Consider the following 20090-nt stretch of genomic DNA (forward strand, 5'->3'; position numbering starts at 1 on the left):
TGTAATCAAAGCGTTACCGTTGGGCGACACCGAACCTTGCCTTCGCACAACGGACAGCAATCATTTAGGCAAGGGCGGGGGAACCACTTTCGGCAGGCTTGCAGCCTGCCTTGGGGTGAAGCCCGTCATCGAAAACACAGCAAACTATTCGCTGACACTGTCCTTTTGGGCAGTGCCTTGGATAGATCTGTGTCTCGAGGCTGGGCCGGATCAAAAGTTTCACTCTCTGATCCGAATCCGACAGCTAACTCCGCAGGTGCATCAAAGAGAGGTTTTTAGTGTCAGAAGATAAGCAGCGGGGACGCCGTCGGGCGTCGTCGCCGGCTACTCATGAGCTCGTAGTTATGACCGGCAGCCGCCGCGAAGCACTTGCCGTTGAGCGCGCCAATTCATCATCGAGCGTTTCCGTAGCCGCTTTGCTGCGTGCCGGAGCCGCCAGCGGTGCAGGCCAAAAAATGGGCGTCGCCATGGCCGCCACGGGCTTGGTCCTGGCCGTCACCTTGCCCTCGGCCCAGGCGGTTGACCAGCAGCCGATGGAACCGGAATTTGCCGCTTCGGCGCAGACTCTGGTCAGTGCATCCGCTGATATCCCGATCACTTTTGCGGCTCCGGAAATTGGCAGCAAATTGAACCCCGATGGCCAGCTGAAGGAAACGTTGCAGGTCAACGCCTCCAACGTCGCCCCCGCCGCCTCCAAGGGAACGCTGTCAGCGCCGCTGAAAGTCCTGGCTCCAAGCTCTCCCTTTGGTGACCGCGTAAGCCCCATCACAGGCCAGATTGATGAACACCACACCGGCCAGGACTTCGCTGTTGCGAGCGGCACCGAAGTGCTTGCGGCCGCCGGCGGAACCGTTACCTTTTCGGGCTGGCACACCTACGGTGGCGGCAACAGGGTAGTGGTGGACCACGGCAACGGGCTCTCAACCTCCTACAACCACATGAGTAGCAATTCAGTCAAGGTTGGCCAAAAGGTTGAGCGGGGCGAACTGGTAGGCATCAGCGGCTCCACCGGTGCATCGACCGGCCCCCACCTGCACTTCGAGGTTATCGTCAACGACGAAACTGTCGATCCCATGGGCTGGCTTTAATTCATTCACAGGCAACTTTTGATTACGACTTAGTCACACGACCGTGACCTGAACGTGACATTGCCAAAAATCTGTTGTAACGTCGTAATCGCGCCAACTTCGAATCAAGCGGGCGTCCATGAGTGGATTGCCTAGCTCTGCCACTGCTCGTGGTCCGTTCGTATCAATCGTCTGGCAGGGGCGGGGGAACCAATAATCGGGCTTCGCATTTATTGCAGAAGTCCTTGGGGTGAAGCCGCGAAGCGTTAAACCACGCATAAGAAATGTTTCTTTGTGTGCGCCATAACGTGGAGCGGCCGGGTGACTCCCATCCGAATCCGACAGCTTACCTCGCAGGCATTGGGAGAGGAAACCTTCTTGGCTTCAAATACTGCCCTTGGGCGCCACCGCGCCGAGGTTGTTAAGTCCAGCCCGATCTCCACCCTCACGAAAGCCGTCAGCTTCAACGTCGGCGGGGTTGGTCGTCAGGCGGCTGTTATCGCAGCTGCATCAGGTTTGGTACTTACATCCGGTATCGCAGCAAACGCGGCTACTCCCACGGTGGAGCGCGCTTCTGACGGTGCCACTACGCTGAACATGAAGACGGAACTTGCGTCCGCCATCACAGCAGCTTCCACGGTGAAGATCTCCTTCGCCACCCCCGCAATCACCTCCACCCCGGCCCCTGTTGTTGAGGCTCCGGTAGTTGTAGAGGCAAAGAGCAGCGACGTTGTTGCAGCACCAGTTGTAGAAGAGGCAGTGGCACCCGCCGCAGCACCGGTTGCAACGGTAACCACAACGGCCCCTGCAGCACAGCCTGTTACCCAGAGCGGGATTGGCGCAACCATTGCCAGCGCCGCCTTGGCTCAGATTGGCGTTGCCCAGGACTGCACAGCACTTGCCAGCAACTCCTTGGCTGCCGCTGGAATTAACTTCCACGACTGGCCCGCTGGCTACTTGAGCTTGGGTCGTACGGTTTCCGCAGCCGAAGCTCAGCCCGGTGACTTGATTTACTATGCAGATGGCGGCATGGGCATGGCCCACATCGCTGTTTACATTGGCAACGGCCAGGCCGTACACGGTGGATGGGGCGGCGGCATGACCGCTGTCTTCTCCGCCAACGTCGGTTCAGGCCCCGTTTTCATCGCCATGGGTCACTAAGAACTTTTTATACCCAATAAACCCCGTCCTTGGACGGGGTTTATTGCTTTAAACGCCGCGCGCCAGCCCGTGAGGCTCCGTTGGTGCGCGGTAGCATGGCCACATGCTGACTTTGACCCCACACCCATGCAGGCAGTGATTTTGGCCGGTGGGCTCTCCCGGCGTCTGGGTGGTGTGCCCAAGGCAGGTCTCCTCGTGGAAGGCAGCACGTTGCTGGCCCGCACAGTTGCGGCTGCGGCGGCGGTGATCGCCGCCCAGGAAGCGAGTCTGCAAACTCCGGGACGGATTTTTGACCCGGCCGCAGTGCAGGGTGAGGTGGGTGCCCAGGCCCGCATCGCCGTCGTAGGTCCCGTGGAGAGCATTGCCAGGTGGCTGGGAACAGTGGAACTGGGTGAGCTAGTGGTGGCCGTGCAGGAAGATCCGCCTTATGCCGGCCCTGCAGCGGGAATCGCTGCCGGATTGGCTGCCCTGCCACGCAGCGAGGACCCTGCAGAAAGGGTCCTGATTCTGGCGTGTGATATGCCTGCGGCTGCTGAGGTGGCCCAACTCCTGCTCGCAGCGGATGGCCTTGAGGCGGACAGCCCTGAAGCAGGCAGCGCTGCGCCACCACACGCCGTGCTAGCCGTGGACAACGGCCGGCTGCAGCCGCTGGCAGGAATCTACCCCGTGCGGCAGTTACTGGCTGCCGTTGATGCGGCGCGGGTGTCACAGCGGCTGGCGAACGCGTCCGTGCGCTCACTCATTGCTAGTGTGGCTATCAAGGAATGTGCTGTCCCTGCGGGAATCACCGCGGACATCGACACGTGGGATGACGCCCGCAGCCACGGCATTGCGGTGCCCGGCGGCGGACAGGAATGAGGAACCAGTTGGAAAATCAGGACCAGATTCTGCAGGCGTGGATGACCAAGCTGCAAGAAGCTTTTGAGATTGCCGACATTGAGGTGGACATCCAGGGCGTGTTGAATGTTGCCGGCGTGGCAGCGCACTCGATTGTTCGCCCTGCCGCACCCCTGACCACCTTTGTGGCAGGGTTGGCGGCAGGCTTGGCCGCAGGGTCCGGGCAGACGGATGAGGCCACGGCCATGAAGGCGGCCCTGGGGCTGGCCAAGTCCCTGGCAGCGGCAGAACGGGCCGAGCCTGCGCCCGGCACACCAGCTGAACAATAACCCCATGGATTCCACGCCGGCAGAAACGCCACGCATGTTGCCGCATACATGGGATGAGGCCAGGGCGCTTGCCTACGCGCTCCCCGAGGCGCTGCCGGCCCACCCTGTGCCACTGGCGGAGGCCATGGGCCGGATATTGTTAGGCGATCTGCAGGCACTGAACCCCATGCCCCACTACGCCTCATCCGCCATGGACGGATGGGCGGTTGCGGGCAGCCCGCCGTGGATCTTTGCCCAAGAGGGGCGCCGGCTCGTGGCCGGGCAGGCGATTCCCATTGTCACGGGCGGCTTGATCCCCGCCGGTGCCAAGGCTGTTTTACGCAGCGAGTCGGGCCAGGTTAAGAACGACGACGACGGCCTGCCAGTTTTGGTTCTTGGCCCCGAGTCCCGGCCTGGGGAACCCAAAAACGGCCAGCACATCCGCCCCGTGGCACAAGAGGCTGCCCTGGCTGAGGTTTTGATTAAATCCGGCACCACCCTGAACCCGGCCCACATTTCCCTGGCCGCCTTGGGCGGGTCTGATGAACTCCATGTTTTGGGCAAGCCGATGGTCAAGCTGGTGCTGACAGGCGATGAGGTGATCGCGTCCGGGATTCCGGAACCTGGCGCGGTACGCGACGCTTTTTCGCCGCTGTTGCCGGCCGTGGTGACTCTTTTGGGCGGCCAGGTGGTGGGTCTGGAGCGGGCCAACGACACCCTTGAGTCCGTCTTGGCGGCCCTGGAAGAATCGCCCGATAATCCCGCCGATGTCCTGATCACCACGGGGGCCACGGGAAACTCCTCAGCGGATTTTCTGCGCCGTGCCATTGCAGCAATGGGCGGCACCATCCACATCAACAGCATCGCCATGCGCCCAGGCCACCCCACCTTGCTGGCCGAGCTGCCCGACGGCCGCTTCCTGGTGGGCCTGCCCGGCAATCCCCTGGCGGCCGTGGTGGCGCTGCTGAGTGTGGCCGCCCCCTTGCTGGCAAAACTGGGCAGCGCCCCCATGCCAGACACCTTTGAGGTCCCCTGCGGTACACCCATCAAGGAATTCCAGGGCCCCACCAGACTCATGCCGTACCGACTGGTGTACGGGCTGGCATCGCCGTGCGCGCACACGGACTCCGCCATGATGCGGGGCCTGGCCGCTGCCGACGGCATCATGGTGGTCCCGCCCCATGGGGCCAAAATGGGGGAGACCCTCACAGCTTTCGCGCTGCCATGGAAGTAGGGGCCGGGGACGCGGCGTCCTTGGACGCAGTCGCCGGAGAGGCTGCGGCCGGGGCACTTCGCCATGGTGACGTGAGCGGTCAGCCGGTTTCCTTCGGCTGCGCCGACGGGCGGGTGTTGCACGGGCATGAATTTGTGGTGCCCAGCGGTGTTGGTCAGCGCGGCACTGTTGTCATTGGCAGTGCCACAGGAGTGCTGGCCAACTATTACCACCGCTACGCAGCCTTCCTCGCGGCCCACGGCTTCGCCGCTGTCACCTTTGACTACAGGGGGATTGGCCAGTCCCGCGGCGGATCATTGCGCGGTCAAAACCAGCGCTGGTTTGAATGGGGGTCGGCGGACATTGATGCCGTACTGGCATGGGCCCTGGAGCGTTCACAGGGCTTGCCGGTGAACTTTGTGGGGCACAGCTTTGGCGGCGTTGGCGTGGGGTTGGCGGCAAGCGCCAGCAAGCTGTCCCGCATCCTGACGGTGGGCGGGCAGCACGCATACTGGCGTGACTTTAGCTTCCGGTACAAAATTGACCACGCCGTGCGGTGCCTAGTCACGGTGCCGCTGGTGGCCGTGGTTGGCTATTTTCCGGCCAAGCGCCTGGGCGTCATGGAGGATCTCCCGCGCGGCGTGGCCTTGGACTGGGCACGGTCCCACAAGGACTTTATTGCTGCGGCGCCCGCTGGCTCTGAACGTGATGCCCTGCGCGCGAACCAGTTGGCCGTTACGGCTCCCATCCTGGCCGTGGCGCCTCATGACGACCACTACGCCACCATGGCCGCCATGGAACGGGCCGTTGCATACACACCCAACAGCGCCGCCCGCATCATCCACCTGCGCCCGGAAGACTATGGGGAGTCCGCCATGGGCCATTTCGCCTTGTTCCACAGCAGATACAGGCACACGTTCTGGGAACAATCGCTGGGATGGCTCCGCGACGGAAGCTGGGCGTAGACGGGCAGGCGGGCAGTGCACCCCGCTCTCTCCCCAACGCTCGCGCAGTAGTGGGGCGTTTTTCCTCAACGCTATCGCAGCACGGAACTGAGCAACAGGCTGGTCTCACTGTTGACAACACCCGGGATGGAACGGATCTTGCCCAGAACCTTGTCAAAATCTGCCAGGTTTTCCGCACCCAACTCTGCCACCAGGTCCCAGGCACCATTGGTGGTGTGCAAAGCGCGGATCTCGGCCAGCCCCTTCAGCTGGCCGATGACCTGGTCTGTGGCCCTGCCTTCCACTTCTATGAGGGAGATGGCGCGAATGGCTAAAGGATCCAGCTCATCACGCACACGCACGGAGAAGCCAACCACAGTGCCGGAAGCCAGGAGCCTCTCAAGCCTGCTGTTGACGGTTGCCCGCGAAACGCCAAGCCGTCTTGCCAGGCCGGCCACGGGTTCTCGGCCGTTCTCACGAAGTGCTGACAGCAGTGCCCGGTCCAGATCATCAAGGGTGGTCATGCGCAAATTGTATAGCGCGGTGCTACATTCTGTGCACAAACCATGCGGAATGTGAGTGATTTGCCCATTGAACATGCAAATCGCTGCGCCGTACAGTGAAGGAAACTATGTGAAGGAAGCCCCATGACGCGCTTTGTGGATGTTCAAAATATGATTCGCTGGGTTGCCGCGCGCGGTCCGGAAACCATTATGGCTGAGATGGTGGAATACCTTGCCGATGATTTTCGGCGGTGGGAGGAGTTTGACAAGACTCCTCGCGTGGCCAGCCACACCCCGTTTGGCGTGATTGAGCTGATGCCCACCGCCGACCATGACAGCTATGCCTTTAAGTACGTGAACGGCCACCCCTCAAACCCTATGCGTGGGTTTCAAACTGTCACGGCATTTGGTGTGCTGGCTGATGTGCACAATGGCTACCCAACGTTCATGTCGGAAATGACGCTATTGACGGCGCTGCGCACTGCTGCAACCTCGGCCATGGTGGCCAAGAAACTGGCCCGGACAGATTCCCGCCACCTCGCCCTAGTCGGCACCGGGAGCCAGTCCGAATTCCAGGCACTGGCGTTTCGCGGTGTTCTGGGGATTGAAAAACTTACGGTGTGGGATACCGACCCGGCGGCTATGGAGAAATTTGTGCGCAACATGCGCCCGCTTGGTTTTGACATCACCCTGGCCGAGTCGGCCATGGCAGCTGTCCGGGGGGCGGACATCATCACCACCTGCACGGCAGACAAGACCAAGGCCACCATTCTCACCGCTGACATGGTGGAAGCGGGCGTCCACATCAATGCCATCGGTGGGGACTGCCCCGGCAAGACGGAACTTGAGGCCGCCATCCTGCAGAGAGGCAGTGTCTTTGTTGAGTTTGAGCCCCAAACCCGCATTGAGGGAGAAATTCAGCAGCTGCCCGTGGGATTTCCCGTCACGGAGTTTTGGCGGGTGCTGTCCGGGCAGGCCGCTGGCCGCGTTGCCCGTGACCAGGTGACTATCTTCGACTCGGTGGGATTCGCTGTCGAGGATTTTTCGGCCCTGCGCTTTGTCCGCGATTCAGTGGACGGCACCGAGTTCTTCGCAGAGATTGACCTGGTGGCGAATCCCGCGAACCCCAAAGACCTGTTCGGCCTCATGGGCGTTCTGGCTCCCACCGGGTAATGACCCCTGGCCGGAGCGGACGGCCCGGCACTCACGGCTGCGCGAGCGCCGGGGTAAGGAGGGGGCGGTCTGCCGCCGTCCTTGACTAGCTAACGGGCTCCAGACGGATGACCACTGATTTGGAGGTGGGGGTGCCACTGATGTCGGCCTTGGAATCCAGCGGCACCAGGACATTGGTCTCCGGGTAGTAGGCCGCGGCACAGCCAACGGGGGTGGAATACGCCACCACACGGAAGTCTGGGGCCCGGCGGTCAACGCCGTCCTTCCATTCCGACACCAGGTCCACCATGGCGCCGTCGGCAATGCCCAAGGCATCCAGATCGTTTTTGTTCACAAAGACCACCCGGCGCCCGTTCTTGATGCCGCGGTACCGGTCATCCTTGCCATAGATGGTGGTGTTGTATTGGTCGTGGGAGCGCAGGGTCTGCAGGAGCAGCCGACCAGCCGGGACCTTGGGGTATTCCAGCGTATTGGCGGTGAAATGGGCCAGCCCCGACGCCGTGGCGAAGGACCTGGAATCGCGCGGCCCGTGCGGCAAAACAAACCCGCCGGGCTGCTCGATCTTGGCCTCAAAATCCTCAAAACCTGGCACGACGGCGGCAATATGCTTCCGGATCAGGCTGTAGTCCCCTGCCAAGGCGCTCCAATCGGCGAGGGGCGCGCCGGGGCGGGTGCCGCCGTCGTCCGTTTCAAAAAGCAGTGCTGCGAGCCGGCACACGATGGCCACTTCGGAGAGCAGGTTCTTCGACGCCGGGGCCAGACGCCCGCGCGAGGCGTGCACGGCGCTCATGGAATCCTCAACGGTGACGCGCTGGTCGCCGCCAGCCTGCGCGTCGCGTTCGGTGCGGCCAAGCGTTGGCAGGATCAGTGCCTGCTTGCCCGTGACCAGGTGCGACTTATTCAGTTTGGTGGAGATTTGCACGGTCAGTGAGAGGTTTCCGAGTGCTTTTTCGGTGACATCTGAGTCTGGGGTGGCGCGCACAAAATTGCCGCCCATGCCCAGAAAGACGCCGGCGTTGCCGTCGCGCATGGCCTCGATGGCAGCCACGGTGTCAAAGCCGTGGGCGCGGGGTGAGGCGAAGGAGAATTCCGCATCAAGGGCGTCGAGGAATTTTGCTGGCATGCGCTCAAAAATGCCCATGGTTCGATCGCCTTGAACATTGGAGTGGCCGCGGACCGGGCACACGCCGGCGCCGGGCTTGCCAATGTTGCCTTGCAGGAGCAGCAGGTTGACCACATCGCGGAGCATGGCCACGGAATGCTTGTGCTGGGTCAGGCCCATGGCCCAGCAGACAACCGTGGCCTTGGACGCGAGCAGCCGCTGGCCGGTGGCCCGGATCTGGTCTTCGCTGAGACCGGAGGCGGTGACAATTTCAGCCCAGGTGACGGTCTCCAACTGCTCCAAGTACTCGCCGAGACCCGTGGTGTGGGAGTCGATGAACGCGGTGTCGAACACGCGGCCGGCATGCTCGGATCCGGGCCGGCGCTGTTCCTCGAGCAGAAATTTGCCCAAGCCCTGGAACAATGCTTGGTCCCCGCCGAGCTTGATCTGCAGGAAGTCGTCGGCGAGGGCAATGCCGCCACCCACCAGCCCGCGCACGGTTTGGGGGTTTTCGAAACGCATCAGCCCGGCCTCGGGCAGCGGGTTGACGGCAACAATGACGGCGCCGTTCTTCTTGGCTTTTTCCAAGGCTGTCAGCATGCGCGGATGGTTGGTGCCGGGGTTTTGCCCGGCGATCAAAATCAGTTCAGCCTGGTAAATGTCCTCCAGTGACACCGAGCCCTTGCCAATACCGATGGTCTCCGTCAGGGCCGAGCCGCTGGATTCGTGGCACATGTTGGAGCAGTCGGGCAGGTTGTTGGTGCCCAGTCCGCGCACCATGAGCTGGTACAGAAATGCTGCCTCGTTGGAGGTGCGCCCCGAGGTGTAGAAAATGGCTTCATTAGGATCCTTGAGCGCCTTGAGCTCGTCGGCCAGCAGCCCCAGTGCGAAGTCCCAGGAAACCGGCACGTAGTTCTCGCTTCCCTCGGCCAGAAACATGGGGTCGGTCAGTCGGCCCTGCTGGCCCAGCCGGAAGTCATCCCAGCCGCGCAGCTCGCTGACGCTGTGTTCGGCGAAGAATTGCGGCGGCACGCGCCTCTTGGTGGCTTCCTCGGCAACGGCCTTGGCGCCGTTTTCGCAAAACTCGGCCTTGTGCCGTTTGTCTTCCTCGGGCCAGGCACAGCCGGGGCAGTCGAAGCCGTTTTTTTGATTGATTTTGAGCAGCGCCTGGGCGCTTCGTATCGGCCCCATCTGCTTGAGGGATACTTCCAGGGCGTGCACGACGCCGGGGATGCCCACGGCCTTCTTCTGAACGTCAGTGACGCGCAGTTGTGCTTCGTCAATGTTTTCCTGGGGCGCTTTGCCAGCCATGGGGTCCCTTCACCGTTGAGGATCTAGTCTGATCTTAGACGTTATTGTTTTTTGGAGGATGGAATGGGACGACTGGTCCAACGGGTCAAGGCCACCAGGATTGATATTGCCGGCGGCCGCAGGGTGGTGCGTGAGGAAGCCCTTGCCGTGGAGGAGCCGCTGGAGATTCGGCTGGGGCACGATTCCTTCAGCGTGACGATGCGCACCCCGGGCGACGACTTTGATCTGGTGGCCGGGTTCCTTCTTTCGGAGGGCATCATCTTTGAGCCCGAGCAGCTTATTTCGCTGCGGTTTTGCGCCGGTGAGGATGAAAACGGGAAGCAGACCTTCAATGTTGTTGAAGCCCAGTTGCGCCCCGACGTGGCCCTGCCGCTGCCCGCTGCCCAACGCCATGTGACAACCTCCAGCGCCTGCGGAATCTGCGGCACCGCCTCCATCGATGCTGTGCGGAAGTCCTCGCACTTTGGCATGGCGGCTGCTGTCGCGGAGCCGCTGATTGCTGCGGACGTGCTGGCCGGCCTGCCGGAGATCCTGCGCGAACAGCAGAAACTGTTTGATAAGACCGGCGGCGTCCACGCGGCAGGCTTGTTCGCCCCCGACGGCGAGCTGCTGTCCTTGCGCGAGGACGTGGGCCGTCATAACGCCGTGGACAAGGTCATTGGCGCAGCGTTCCGGGACAAGCAACTGCCGCTGTCCAACACCATCTTGCAGGTGTCCGGACGGGCCTCCTTTGAGCTCGTTCAAAAGGCCGCGATGGCAGGGGTTCCGGTGCTCGCGGCCGTGAGTGCGCCGTCGTCCCTAGCGGTGGAACTGGCGCAGAGCGCCGGGGTGACTCTAGTGGGTTTTAGCCGCGGCAACACGCTGAATGTGTACACGCACGCGGGGCGCGTGGGCTGATACGAGCCGGACTTTCGGACGTCAGCTGTCGGCGCTCAACGTTGCACGGATCGGACTAACCTCCATTGTTGGCGAAGTCGATGATCTCGGGGATCGTGGGCCGTTGCGGCAGGCCGACTGCCGTGGGATTGATGGTGTTTTCCTGGCCCACATCGGTGACCTGGAAGGAAATGCCCATCCGTGGATTGAGTTCCTTGATTTCGCGGGTGGCACCGGCGAAGGCCATCAATGATTCGGTCATGACGGGCTCAAGGATTGCGGTTCCGGCGTCGGCCTGGATGCGGACGCTCAGGGTTGAGCCCATGCCCGTGTTCACGTTGTAGCGGGCCTCAACTTCGGCTACGCCAGGCACCGACGATATGGCGGCCTTGATGCTCTCCGCCACGGTGCCGGAATCGCCCGTTTTGCCGCTTCCGCACGCAGCCAGGAACAGCGTGAAAACCACAATTGTGGTGAGTAAGCCCAGTAAGGAGCGGTTCGGTCTACTCTGCATTGTTCGCGAAATCGATGATGTCCTGGACCGACGGTGACTGCCGCAGTCCGACTGCTGTGGGGTTGATGGTGTTCGCCTGCCCCTCCTCGGTCACTTGGAATGAGAGACTCGTGCTCGGTCTCATGCCAGCAGAAGCGCCGGCAAAGGCGATGAGGGAATCGCGCAGAACCGTCTCCAGTGACTCGGTCCCGGCAGCTGCCTTGATGAGCACACTTGCTGTGGATCCCATGCCGGTGTTGACGTTGTATCTCGCCCTCACTTCCACGACGTCGGCAACTTGGGAGATTGCGGCCTTCAGATTCACTGCCACGGTGCCGGAATCGCCCGTCTTGCCGCTTCCGCCTCCGCAGGCGGCCAGCGTCCATGCGAGCAGTCCCATGAGAATGAACATGGTGGTCTTCTTGAACATGTGCTGGGTTCCTTCTGAAGAGTTGTTGTAGTTCTGGCGTACGTCGGTGGCTAACCGTTTGAGCTGGTGTAGTCCCGAATTTCCTGCACCGTGGGCGACTGCGACAGACCCAGCACGTCCGGCCGGATACCGTTGTCCGCTTCGCCCTCGGGGAAAACGTAGAACTCAACCCTGCTCACGCCCTTGAGGGATCCTGACGCGTCGGCAAAAGCGTGCAATGAATCCCGCAAGACGGCGTCGAGGTCGGTATGTTCAACAGCTGTGATCCGAACATTGATGACGGCGCCCATGCCACCGGGATCGGTGAACCGGGTCTTGTTGCTCACAACATTGGGTACTGCATCAATGGCAGCGCTCGCGTCGGCCACAAAGGTGTCTCCGGCTTTCTGCGGATTGCCCAAGCTGCAGGCGGCCAGCGAAAAGACGAGCAGGGCGGCAAAGATGGCAGCGCCTAGTTTATGCAGCAAGTGGTGGCTCCTTGGGGGAATTAGTTGTCCGGGTTGACCCGAAAGCTAGCCGTTTGAGCTGGCATAGTCCCGAATTTCCTGCACCGTGGGTGTCACACCCAGACCGAAGGCGTCGGGGCGGATCCCGTTTTCCTCATCGCCCTCGGGGAAGACGTAGTACGACACGGAAATGGTCCCCCTGGTGGAGTCCGAAGCACCTGCAAAGGCAAGCAGGGAGTCATCCAGCACGGTTTCCAGAACCGAGTCAGGGGAAGCCGTGATGCGTACAGTGATGCGTTTGCTCACGCCCGCGTTGTTTTTGTATTCGGTCTTGACCGAGACAACGCCGGGCACCTGACTCAAAGCTGAATCCACGTTTTTGACGACCGTGGAGCCGCTACTGCAACTAACCAAGAGGGCGGCCGCCATGAAAGTCAGAACAACTGCAATGATTCGTCGCAACAGGGGATCCCTTGTTTGTTGCCACAGAATCATCCAATAATTGGCGAGCCGTCCGCGGCAGATGTGTACTTGGATGCCACGCTACGCCAGCACCGCAGCTGCTTCGATGGGCACAACACCCCATGGCCGGAGCAGAGCCTGAGGCAGGGGCGCTAGATTTCGTGCAGCAGCCTGCGAATGAACTGCTGGGTGCGCTCTTCCTGCGGCTTGCGCAGCACTTGGCTGGCCGGGCCGCGCTCCACCACCACGCCACCGTCCATGAACACCACCTCGTCGGCTGTTTGGCGGGCAAAGGCAAGCTCATGGGTGACAATCACCATGGTCCAGCCCTCATCCGCCAGTTCCTTGATGACGGCCAGGACGTCGTCCACCAGCTCCGGGTCCAGAGCAGAAGTGGGCTCATCAAAAAGCAGCAGCTGCGGCTTCAACGCCAGCGCGCGGACAATGCCCACGCGCTGCTGCTGTCCGCCGGAGAGCTCAAAGGGGTAGGAGTCGCGCTTCTCGAACAGGCCCACACGCTTGAGCAGGGCATCGGCCTCCGCCACAACTTCTGCGCGCGGACGCTTTTGCACCCGAACCGGGCCCTCGATGACGTTTTGCAGCACCGTCATGTGCGGGAACAGGTTGTAGTGCTGGAAAACCATGGCGCTGCGGTCGCGGAGGGCCGCGACCTCCTTGGGGCTCACCTTGGCATCGAAATCAAGGGTCAGTGACGGCCGCTGAGGCTCGACGCCGGTGCTGGTGCCGCCGCTGGCACCCACGGTGACGGAACCGGCGTCGGGCAGCTCCAGGCCATTGAGCGAGCGCAGAATGGTGGTTTTGCCGGAACCGGAAGGACCAATCAGGGCCACCACCTTGCCGCGGGGGACATCCAAGTCAATGCCGCGCAACACGGTGTTGGCGCCGAAGGACTTGCTCAGGCCCCGAACTTGAAGAACTGAATCAGTGGGCGACATAGCGGTCCAACCTCTTTTCCACGCGGGTCTGGGCGGTTGACAGGGCAAGGCAGATCACCCAGTAAATCATGGCGGCCTCCAAGTAAAGCAGCATGAATTCCTGACTGAACGCCGCCACCTGCTGGGCCACCCGGAACATCTCTGTCACAAGGATCAACGACGCCAGGGAGGTGTCCTTCACGAGCGAGATGAACGTGTTGGATAGCGGCGGGACGGAAACCCGCGCGGCCTGGGGCAAGATGATGCGCAGCAGCGTCTGGTTGCGCGACATCCCGATCATGTGGCCGGCCTCCCACTGCCCCTGGGGCACCGAAAGGATGGCTGCGCGAATGACCTCTGCGGCGTAACCGCCAACATTGAGGGAGAAGGCGATGATGGCGCTGGGCCAGGGATCGATCTTCACGCCCACAGCGGGCAGCCCGTAAAAGATCACGAACAGCTGCACCAGCAGGGGAGTGCCGCGGATGAGCGAGACATACACTCGGCCCACGCCATTGGCCAGTTTGCTGGTGCTGATGCGCATCACAGCCACCAGCAGGGCGATCAGCAGCCCCAGTGCAAAGGAGGCCAGCGCCAGCGGAATGGTGCCCTTGACTGCCCCCAGCAGGAGCGGACCAAGGGAACTCCAGAACAAGTCAAAGTCCATGGCTGAACTCTAACCCGCGCATCGGGGAACTGTATTCAAGGCGACCGGACTTACTTGCTGAAGTCTTCGTCAAAGTACTTTTCACTCAGGGTGGTCAACGTGCCGTCGGCGGCCAAATCCGCCAACGCCGTGTTGACGGCGTCGTTGAGGGCCTTGGCGCCCTTGCGGAAGGCGAAGGAGGAATCGGAGGATTCCTCGGTGGTGGCGGAGATCTTCAATCCCGAGCCGGGATTGGTTTTCAGGTAGTCCACAACCGTGAGCTTGTCATTGACAATGGCGTCGACACGGTCGTCCTTGAGCAACGTCACTGACTGGGCCCAGCCTTCTACGGCCTCCACGTTCGCGCCGCTGTCAATGGCCAGGGTGTACCAGTTGCTGGTCAGTGACTGCGCGGTGGTCTTGCCCTTGAGATCAGCGATGCTGGAGATGTCAGTGTTGTCTTCCTTGGTCACCACCACGCCCCTGGACACCGTGTAGGGGGTGGACAGTTCGTACTTTTCCTGGCGGGTGGGGTTCACAGTGACCTGGTTGGCGATGGCGTCAAAGCGCTTGGACTCCAGCCCGGCAAAGATGGAGTCAAACTGGGTTTCCTCAAACTTGGCCTTGACCCCCAGCTTGGCAGCAACAGCCGTGGCAACCTCGACGTCGTACCCGGTCAAGTCCCCGGCGCCACCCTCATGGAAACTGAACGGCTTGTAGGTGCCTTCCGTGGCGAACACAATCTCCCCGGCGTCCTTGACCTGGCTCAGGGACGTGTCCGTGCCGGAGTCGGTGCCGGCGCCAGTGGTTCCGGTGCCGCCGCAGGCAGCAAGGGCAATCGATGCTGCAGCGAGTAAGCCAACGAGTCCAAAGCTCCGACGATTCATTTCAGTGTTCCTTTGCTGTGCAGGTTCGTGTGCCCGCGAAGATGGTGGGTCACGGACGGCCCATGAATGGACGCTATCATTGCTAAACCTCAAAACAAGAGGCAATATTTCATCATATGACGCAATTGTTAAGAACGTGAATTGACTCACAGAAGATATTTAGGGTACCCGGCGACATTGCAGGTTCCCTGCATGCTGCCTCGTGTGCTGAATGTTGCGCGGAAGCATGGAGCCGGGAATTCCCTTGGCACCACTAGGAGGATTAGGCTGGTAGCTTGCCCTCTTAATGATTAAGGACTACACGCATGAGTATGGAAGGCGCGGCCTGGAGCTCACTTTGGAGTTCCATGCGCTCGGACAAGAGCAATGGTGGAATCTCTGAGGACACCTTGCGCCGGACTATCCGTTTTGCCAAGCCGTATAGCCGGAAACTGCTGGTTTTTGTGGTTCTTTCGGTGTTTTCAGCTGCTCTGGCGGTGGCCACTCCGGTGCTTGCCGGCCAGGTGGTCGATGCGATTGTGGCCAAGACTGCCGTCGATGTGGTGGTGCGGTTGGCCGTCCTGATTGCCATCGTGGCGGTTTTGGATGCCGGGCTGTCCCTGGTGATCCGGTGGATCTCGGCCAACCTTGGGGAGAGCGTGATCTTGGATCTGCGCACGGCGGTGTTTGACCACGTGCAACGCATGCCCATAGCTTTCTTCACCCGGACCCGCACCGGTGCCTTGGTGAGCCGGCTCAACAACGATGTGATTGGCGCCCAGCAGGCCTTCTCCGGCACCCTCTCCGGCATTGTGTCCAACTCGGTGCAGCTGGTTTTGACGCTCATTGTCATGCTGAACACCTCCTGGCTGGTGACCTTGCTGGCACTGGTTCTGCTGCCCATCTTTTTGATGCCGGCCCGCCGTTTTGGCCGCCGACTGGCCGGTCTGCGCCGTGAGGCCGCGGATCTGAACGCCGACATGAGCACCCAGATGACGGAGCGTTTCTCCGCACCGGGAGCCACACTGGTGAAGCTGTTTGGACGCCCGGCCGAGGAATCGCGCGAATTTGCTGCGCGGGCCAACAGGGTTCGCGACATTGGCGTGCGCACTGCCGTCATGCAGTTTGTGTTCTTCACGGCTCTCATGCTGGTTTCCTCCCTGGCCCTGGCGCTCGTGTATGGCCTGGGCGGCACCTTGGCCATCGAGGGGGCACTCAACGCGGGCGACGTCGTCGTACTGGCCCTGCTGCTGACCCGCCTTTACGCGCCGCTCACGGCCCTGGCCAACGCCCGGGTGGACATCATGAGCGCGCTGGTCAGCTTTGACAGGGTGTTTGAAATTCTTGATCTGAAGCCGCTAATCTCCGAGAAGGCAACCGCTATCTCGGTCCCCGCCGGGCGACTGGGCATTGAATTCTCCGACGTGACGTTCGCCTACCCCTCGGCCGACAAGGTCTCGCTGGCTTCACTGGAGGACGTGGCGGTGCTGGACACCCGCGGCGGCGACGACGTGCTGCACGGGATTTCGTTCCGTGCCGAGCCGGGGCAGACCATTGCCTTGGTCGGTTCCTCCGGTGCGGGCAAGTCGACCATTGCGCAGCTTCTTTCGCGCCTGTACGACGTCGATTCCGGCAGTGTGCGCATTGGCGGCGTGGACGTGCGGGACCTGACCTTTGACGGTCTCCGCGCAGGGGTGGGCATGGTCACCCAGGACGGGCACCTGTTCCACGAATCGATCCGTTCCAACCTGCGCCTGGCCAAGCCCACGGCCACGGATGGGGAGATTTGGGACGTGCTGAAAAGGGCGCGCCTCTCGGCTTTCGCGGAGGCGCTGCCGGACGGTTTGGACACAGTGGTGGGCGAGCGAGGTTACCGGCTTTCCGGTGGTGAGCGCCAGCGCCTGACGATCGCCCGATTGCTGCTGGTGCAACCCGCCGTGGTGATTTTGGACGAGGCCACAGCCGCCCTTGACTCCACGAATGAGGTGGCAGTTCAGGCCGCTTTGGCCGAGGCGTTGGAGGGGCGGACAGCCTTGGTCATTGCGCACCGGCTCTCCACGATCCGTTCAGCGGACGCCATTTTGGTGCTGGAAGCCGGGCGCATCGTGGAGCAGGGAACCCACGACGAGCTCATCGTTCGCGATGGGCGCTACGCCGAACTGCACCGAACCCAGTTTGCCCAGGCCGTGGCCGCCGTGATCGAGGCCGAGGAGAAGTAACAGGACTCTGGTGTCCAGGCATTCAACTGACCCGCAGAAGTGGCTGAAAAATCGCGATTTCGCGGCGTTTTTCGACCACTACTGCGGGTCAGTTTTAGTTTTAGTTGCTGTTCAGCCGGGGGAGGACGAACTCAGTGAACCACCGGCGCTTATGCGCTGTGCTGGCAGCTTATGCGACAGCCTAAGAGTTGGTGCCGCTTTGGCCATGGGCGCCACTGATACCGGGCATGGCGCCAGTGTCACAGCTGCGCCGCACTGGTTTCCGCGGCTGCGCATAAGCCACGGCAGAATTTTCAGGGGCCACTGGCGCGGCAACGCCGCCCAGCAACTGACCCGCAGAAAACGCCGAAAAATCGGGGATTTCCTCTATTTTTCGGCGTTTTCTGCGGGTCAGTTTTAGTTTTAGTTGCTGTTCAGCCGGGGGAGGACGAACTCAGTTAGCAGCGGTGCGAGGTCGTCAAAGTCCGCGCCTGCGGCTACGTCCATCCAGCGCAGCTCAGCTATTTCGGCGGTGGGAAGCACTGCTTGCGCATCCCAGCTGCCTGGCGCCGTGAACACTGTTGCCTCAATATCGGTGTTGGATTCGTTGGCGGCTGTGCCGTGCCAAACGCCCATGAGTTCCAGGGCGGCCGCGTCGACATGGATGCCCACTTCTTCCGACAATTCGCGGACAGCCGCCTGGGCTGCGCTTTCGCCGAGCTCAGGCTTGCCGCCGGGATGCATGAACTTGCTGGTGCCAGCCTTGCGGACTGTCAGGAGCCTTCCGGCGGGGTCATAAACGCAAACTGCTGAAACTTTCAGAACATTCTTCACGCCTTCGATCCTATCCAACCCCGGAGCCGGCGATTCTCTCCCATCTCGCCTGCCGAACGGGCAGTAGTTGTTGATGTTTGGCGGGAACATCAACAACTACTGCCCGTTCGGCAGGCAGGCAGGCAGGCGCGCGGGTCGTGGGAGGTGCCCTTCAGGCGGGGCGCGGAGCGAACATGATGACGCTGACGCCCACCATGGCGATAAGGGCCCCGGTGATGTCCCAGCGGTCGGGGCTGAATTTGTCGAAGATCATCCCCCAGATGAGGGATCCGACAATGAACACCCCGCCGTAGGCCGCAAGAACCCGGCCAAAATTGGCGTCGGACTGCAGCGCTGCAATGAAACCGTAGGCGCCAAGAGCCACCACGCCCAGCGCCGCCCACCACCACGCCTTGTCCTCGCGGACGCCCTGCCACACCAACCAGGCGCCGCCGATCTCTGCCACTGCTGCCAGGACAAACAAGATGATGGTTTTGGTGACTGTCATGCCCCATTCTCGCAGGCGACGGTGTGAGCCCAGGGTGTAACGCAAAGCGTGAGGGCAGCTTAGCGAAGGACTCCGCGGCGTCCGTCCACAGCCAGGAACAACAATGCCAGCAGGATGGGCCCATATGTCAGCAGGGAAGCCCAGCCCAGTGTTTCCCCCAAGATCCAGGAGACCACAACGAGCAGTACCGGTTCCACATAGCTGAGCAGGCCAAACAAGGACAGCGGCAGCCATTTGCTGGCCAAGAGGTACAGGGCCATGGCGATCCCGCCCAGCACGCCGATGGCCCAAGCCATCCAAACGCCGTCAAGGTTTCCCAGGCCGCCGGAAGATATGCCGTGCGGACCCGTCAGGATGAAGTAGCTGCCCAGCGGCAGCAGCAACAACAGCTCGGCGGCGAAGGCCGGCAGATTGTCGAAGCCGATCTTGCGGCGCAGCACAAAGTACACGGGGTAGCCCAAGCAGACCAGCAGGGTGGGCCAGGCCAGCCCGCCGGCCGCAACAGCCTCATGGGCCACGCCCAGTGCTGCGGCGCCAACGGCAAGTTTGCGCAGCACGCTGAGCTTGTCGGCAAAGAACACCCGGCCAGCGAGCACCATGGTCAGCGGCAGCAGGAAGTAGCCAAAGGACACCGACAACGCCATATTGTTCAGCGGCGCCCACATGAAAAGCCACAGCTGCACACCCACCATCGCTGCGGCCAGGACGCCCGGCACCAGGAGGGACGGACGACGTCGAACACGCGTCACGAGGGTGCCCAGCTCGGCACGTGCCGCGCCAAGGAAAGGGAAGATGCAGGCCAGTGTGGCAAGTGTGAGCACAACGCGCCAGCCAAAGATTTCTTCGGCGCCCCAGCCTGGCAGCAGGCCCGCGAGCAGGAAGATCACCGCAAAGAGGACCGACGCCGTGATGGAGACTGCCACGCCGCGGGCAGCTGTGCCAGTGCTCATCACAGGATCCTCACGGTTCACAGCCGCAAGGAAACTGGTGGCCCAAAAACGGCGCCAGCATGGGCCTTGCGGGAAGAAAAGAGTGCCCCCGCCGGGGATCGAACCCGGATTTGCCCTTTAGGAGAGGGCTGTCTTATCCATTGGACTACAGAGGCGCGTCACCAAGCCTAGCGGAACTGGCAACCAAGCAAAAAACGAGTGTCAGGAGCGGGGCCCGCTACCCCTCGGCGGGGACAGCCTTTTTCTTTCGTCCAAGGAACAAAGCCACACCCAGTCCGGCCATCGAAAGCACCAGCAGGAACCAGCTGGCGGTGACCAATGCCGAGGCCAAGGAGACGGCTGAGGGATCAATTTTTTCGGCACCGAGCATGTTGTCGATGGCAATATTGGCCCACAGCTGAACCACGGCAAACAAGATGGGGAACACCCACAACACGCGGCGTACAGCCTTCTGGGCCACATTGATGGCGATCAAGGTCAGGGCGCTGAGGGCAAACACCAGCGGGAACAGAGTCCCGGCGGTCTTGTGAACAAATTGCAGCTGGCCCATGGCGTCGGAATCCATGGCCGCCCGCAGCGCCTCAATGTGGGCGACGTCAAAGCCGAAAATCATGGAATCCGGCATGGCCAGGCCGCCGGAGAGGTCAGTCATCTGATTCAGCGTCCACAAATGGAAGTACCAGAACAGGAACAAACTCGCCACGGAACCGGCAATGAGCAGCAGATTCGCGTTGTTCTGCGCCTTTTGCGGTGAACGCAAGGTGCTGGAATTGATCACGGGCGCGCTGGGCGGAGTAGCGGCCCCACCGTGTTTTGCGGCACGTTGAGCGGGAGTTTTAGCCATGAAA

General features: G+C 61.8%; 23 protein-coding genes, 1 tRNA gene and 2 riboswitches. Of the genes, 10 read left to right on the forward strand and 14 right to left on the reverse strand.

The window, feature by feature from the left end:
* Positions 1-45: 45 nt before the first annotated feature.
* A riboswitch (cyclic di-AMP (ydaO/yuaA leader) is annotated at positions 46-276 on the forward strand.
* A 68-nt stretch (positions 277-344) separates the two neighbouring features.
* From CVS27_RS12580 to CVS27_RS12605, 6 genes are all read left to right on the forward strand, one after another.
* Positions 345-1088, forward strand: coding sequence for a M23 family metallopeptidase (locus CVS27_RS12580; RefSeq protein ID WP_103466092.1), 744 nt, complete (start codon positions 345-347; stop codon positions 1086-1088).
* A gap of 151 nt (positions 1089-1239) precedes the next feature.
* A riboswitch (cyclic di-AMP (ydaO/yuaA leader) is annotated at positions 1240-1441 on the forward strand.
* Between the two features lie 4 nt (positions 1442-1445).
* A complete protein-coding gene (locus tag CVS27_RS12585) occupies positions 1446-2228 on the forward strand; it encodes an NlpC/P60 family protein (protein ID WP_103466194.1) in 783 nt (260 codons plus the stop codon).
* A gap of 126 nt (positions 2229-2354) precedes the next feature.
* Positions 2355-3086, forward strand: a complete 732-nt coding sequence (gene mobA / locus CVS27_RS12590) for a molybdenum cofactor guanylyltransferase (protein ID WP_103466093.1) — start codon at positions 2355-2357, stop codon at positions 3084-3086.
* An 8-nt stretch (positions 3087-3094) separates the two neighbouring features.
* Positions 3095-3394: a DUF6457 domain-containing protein gene (locus tag CVS27_RS12595; protein WP_103466094.1), complete on the forward strand. Its 300-nt coding sequence runs from the start codon at positions 3095-3097 to the stop codon at positions 3392-3394.
* Positions 3395-3398: 4 nt separating this feature from the next.
* Entirely contained in the window at positions 3399-4607 is a 1209-nt protein-coding gene (locus CVS27_RS12600; RefSeq protein ID WP_243400169.1) for a molybdopterin molybdotransferase MoeA, read from the forward strand.
* Positions 4598-5551 (forward strand): alpha/beta hydrolase family protein, encoded by a 954-nt coding sequence (locus CVS27_RS12605; protein WP_103466095.1) that lies wholly within the window; start codon positions 4598-4600, stop codon positions 5549-5551. Before CVS27_RS12600 ends, CVS27_RS12605 begins: the two co-directional genes overlap by 10 nt.
* A 71-nt stretch (positions 5552-5622) precedes the next feature.
* Here the strand turns inward: CVS27_RS12605 and CVS27_RS12610 are convergent, their stop codons facing one another.
* Positions 5623-6054, reverse strand: a complete 432-nt coding sequence (locus CVS27_RS12610) for an Lrp/AsnC family transcriptional regulator (RefSeq protein WP_103466096.1) — start codon at positions 6052-6054, stop codon at positions 5623-5625.
* Positions 6055-6177: 123 nt separating this feature from the next.
* On the opposite strand from CVS27_RS12610, the gene ocd reads away from it, so the two are divergent.
* A complete protein-coding gene (gene ocd, locus CVS27_RS12615; RefSeq protein WP_103466097.1) occupies positions 6178-7206 on the forward strand; it encodes an ornithine cyclodeaminase in 1029 nt (342 codons plus the stop codon).
* Positions 7207-7291: 85 nt separating this feature from the next.
* On the opposite strand, the gene CVS27_RS12620 is transcribed toward ocd, so the two are convergent.
* On the reverse strand, positions 7292-9619 hold the full coding sequence (locus CVS27_RS12620) for an FdhF/YdeP family oxidoreductase (protein ID WP_103466098.1): 2328 nt from the start codon (positions 9617-9619) through the stop codon (positions 7292-7294).
* 63 nt (positions 9620-9682) lie between these two features.
* On the opposite strand from CVS27_RS12620, the gene fdhD reads away from it, so the two are divergent.
* Entirely contained in the window at positions 9683-10516 is an 834-nt protein-coding gene (gene fdhD / locus CVS27_RS12625; RefSeq protein ID WP_103466099.1) for a formate dehydrogenase accessory sulfurtransferase FdhD, read from the forward strand.
* 55 nt (positions 10517-10571) lie between these two features.
* On the opposite strand, the gene CVS27_RS12630 is transcribed toward fdhD, so the two are convergent.
* From CVS27_RS12630 to CVS27_RS12660, 7 genes are all read right to left on the reverse strand, one after another.
* Positions 10572-10961 carry a hypothetical protein gene (locus CVS27_RS12630; RefSeq protein WP_103466100.1) on the reverse strand — a complete coding sequence of 130 codons (390 nt, stop codon included), beginning with the start codon at positions 10959-10961 and terminating at the stop codon, positions 10572-10574.
* A gap of 37 nt (positions 10962-10998) precedes the next feature.
* Complete coding sequence (locus CVS27_RS12635; protein WP_103466101.1) at positions 10999-11418, reverse strand: hypothetical protein; 420 nt, start codon at positions 11416-11418, stop codon at positions 10999-11001.
* A 50-nt stretch (positions 11419-11468) separates the two neighbouring features.
* Positions 11469-11885: a hypothetical protein gene (locus CVS27_RS12640; protein WP_103466102.1), complete on the reverse strand. Its 417-nt coding sequence runs from the start codon at positions 11883-11885 to the stop codon at positions 11469-11471.
* 45 nt (positions 11886-11930) lie between these two features.
* Positions 11931-12326, reverse strand: coding sequence for a hypothetical protein (locus CVS27_RS12645; RefSeq protein ID WP_103466103.1), 396 nt, complete (start codon positions 12324-12326; stop codon positions 11931-11933).
* A 152-nt stretch (positions 12327-12478) separates the two neighbouring features.
* Positions 12479-13282, reverse strand: coding sequence for an amino acid ABC transporter ATP-binding protein (locus CVS27_RS12650; protein WP_103466104.1), 804 nt, complete (start codon positions 13280-13282; stop codon positions 12479-12481).
* Entirely contained in the window at positions 13269-13928 is a 660-nt protein-coding gene (locus CVS27_RS12655) for an amino acid ABC transporter permease (protein WP_103466105.1), read from the reverse strand. The genes CVS27_RS12650 and CVS27_RS12655 overlap by 14 nt, the downstream gene beginning before the upstream one ends.
* 50 nt (positions 13929-13978) lie before the next feature.
* Positions 13979-14794 (reverse strand): transporter substrate-binding domain-containing protein, encoded by an 816-nt coding sequence (locus tag CVS27_RS12660; protein ID WP_103466106.1) that lies wholly within the window; start codon positions 14792-14794, stop codon positions 13979-13981.
* Between the two features lie 305 nt (positions 14795-15099).
* Here CVS27_RS12660 and CVS27_RS12665 point away from each other — a divergent pair, with 305 nt between their 5' ends.
* Both CVS27_RS12665 and CVS27_RS12670 read left to right on the forward strand, forming a co-directional pair.
* Positions 15100-16992, forward strand: coding sequence for an ABC transporter ATP-binding protein (locus tag CVS27_RS12665; protein ID WP_103466107.1), 1893 nt, complete (start codon positions 15100-15102; stop codon positions 16990-16992).
* 10 nt (positions 16993-17002) lie between these two features.
* Positions 17003-17392, forward strand: a complete 390-nt coding sequence (locus CVS27_RS12670; RefSeq protein WP_103466108.1) for a hypothetical protein — start codon at positions 17003-17005, stop codon at positions 17390-17392.
* Between the two features lie 2 nt (positions 17393-17394).
* On the opposite strand, the gene CVS27_RS12675 is transcribed toward CVS27_RS12670, so the two are convergent.
* From CVS27_RS12675 to CVS27_RS12695, 5 genes are all read right to left on the reverse strand, one after another.
* Entirely contained in the window at positions 17395-17805 is a 411-nt protein-coding gene (locus CVS27_RS12675; RefSeq protein WP_207767523.1) for an NUDIX hydrolase, read from the reverse strand.
* A gap of 151 nt (positions 17806-17956) precedes the next feature.
* Positions 17957-18292, reverse strand: coding sequence for a YnfA family protein (locus CVS27_RS12680; RefSeq protein ID WP_103466110.1), 336 nt, complete (start codon positions 18290-18292; stop codon positions 17957-17959).
* 59 nt (positions 18293-18351) lie between these two features.
* The gene (rarD, locus tag CVS27_RS12685; RefSeq protein ID WP_103466111.1) at positions 18352-19242 is read right to left on the reverse strand and encodes an EamA family transporter RarD; all 891 of its coding nucleotides are present in this window, start codon (positions 19240-19242) and stop codon (positions 18352-18354) included.
* An 83-nt stretch (positions 19243-19325) separates the two neighbouring features.
* A tRNA-Arg gene (locus CVS27_RS12690) sits at positions 19326-19397 on the reverse strand.
* A gap of 62 nt (positions 19398-19459) precedes the next feature.
* The gene (locus CVS27_RS12695) at positions 19460-20086 is read right to left on the reverse strand and encodes a hypothetical protein (protein WP_103466112.1); all 627 of its coding nucleotides are present in this window, start codon (positions 20084-20086) and stop codon (positions 19460-19462) included.
* Positions 20087-20090 lie beyond the last annotated feature (4 nt).

Source organism: Arthrobacter glacialis (assembly GCF_002909445.1).
GTDB classification, from domain to species: Bacteria; Actinomycetota; Actinomycetes; order Actinomycetales; family Micrococcaceae; genus Specibacter; species Specibacter glacialis.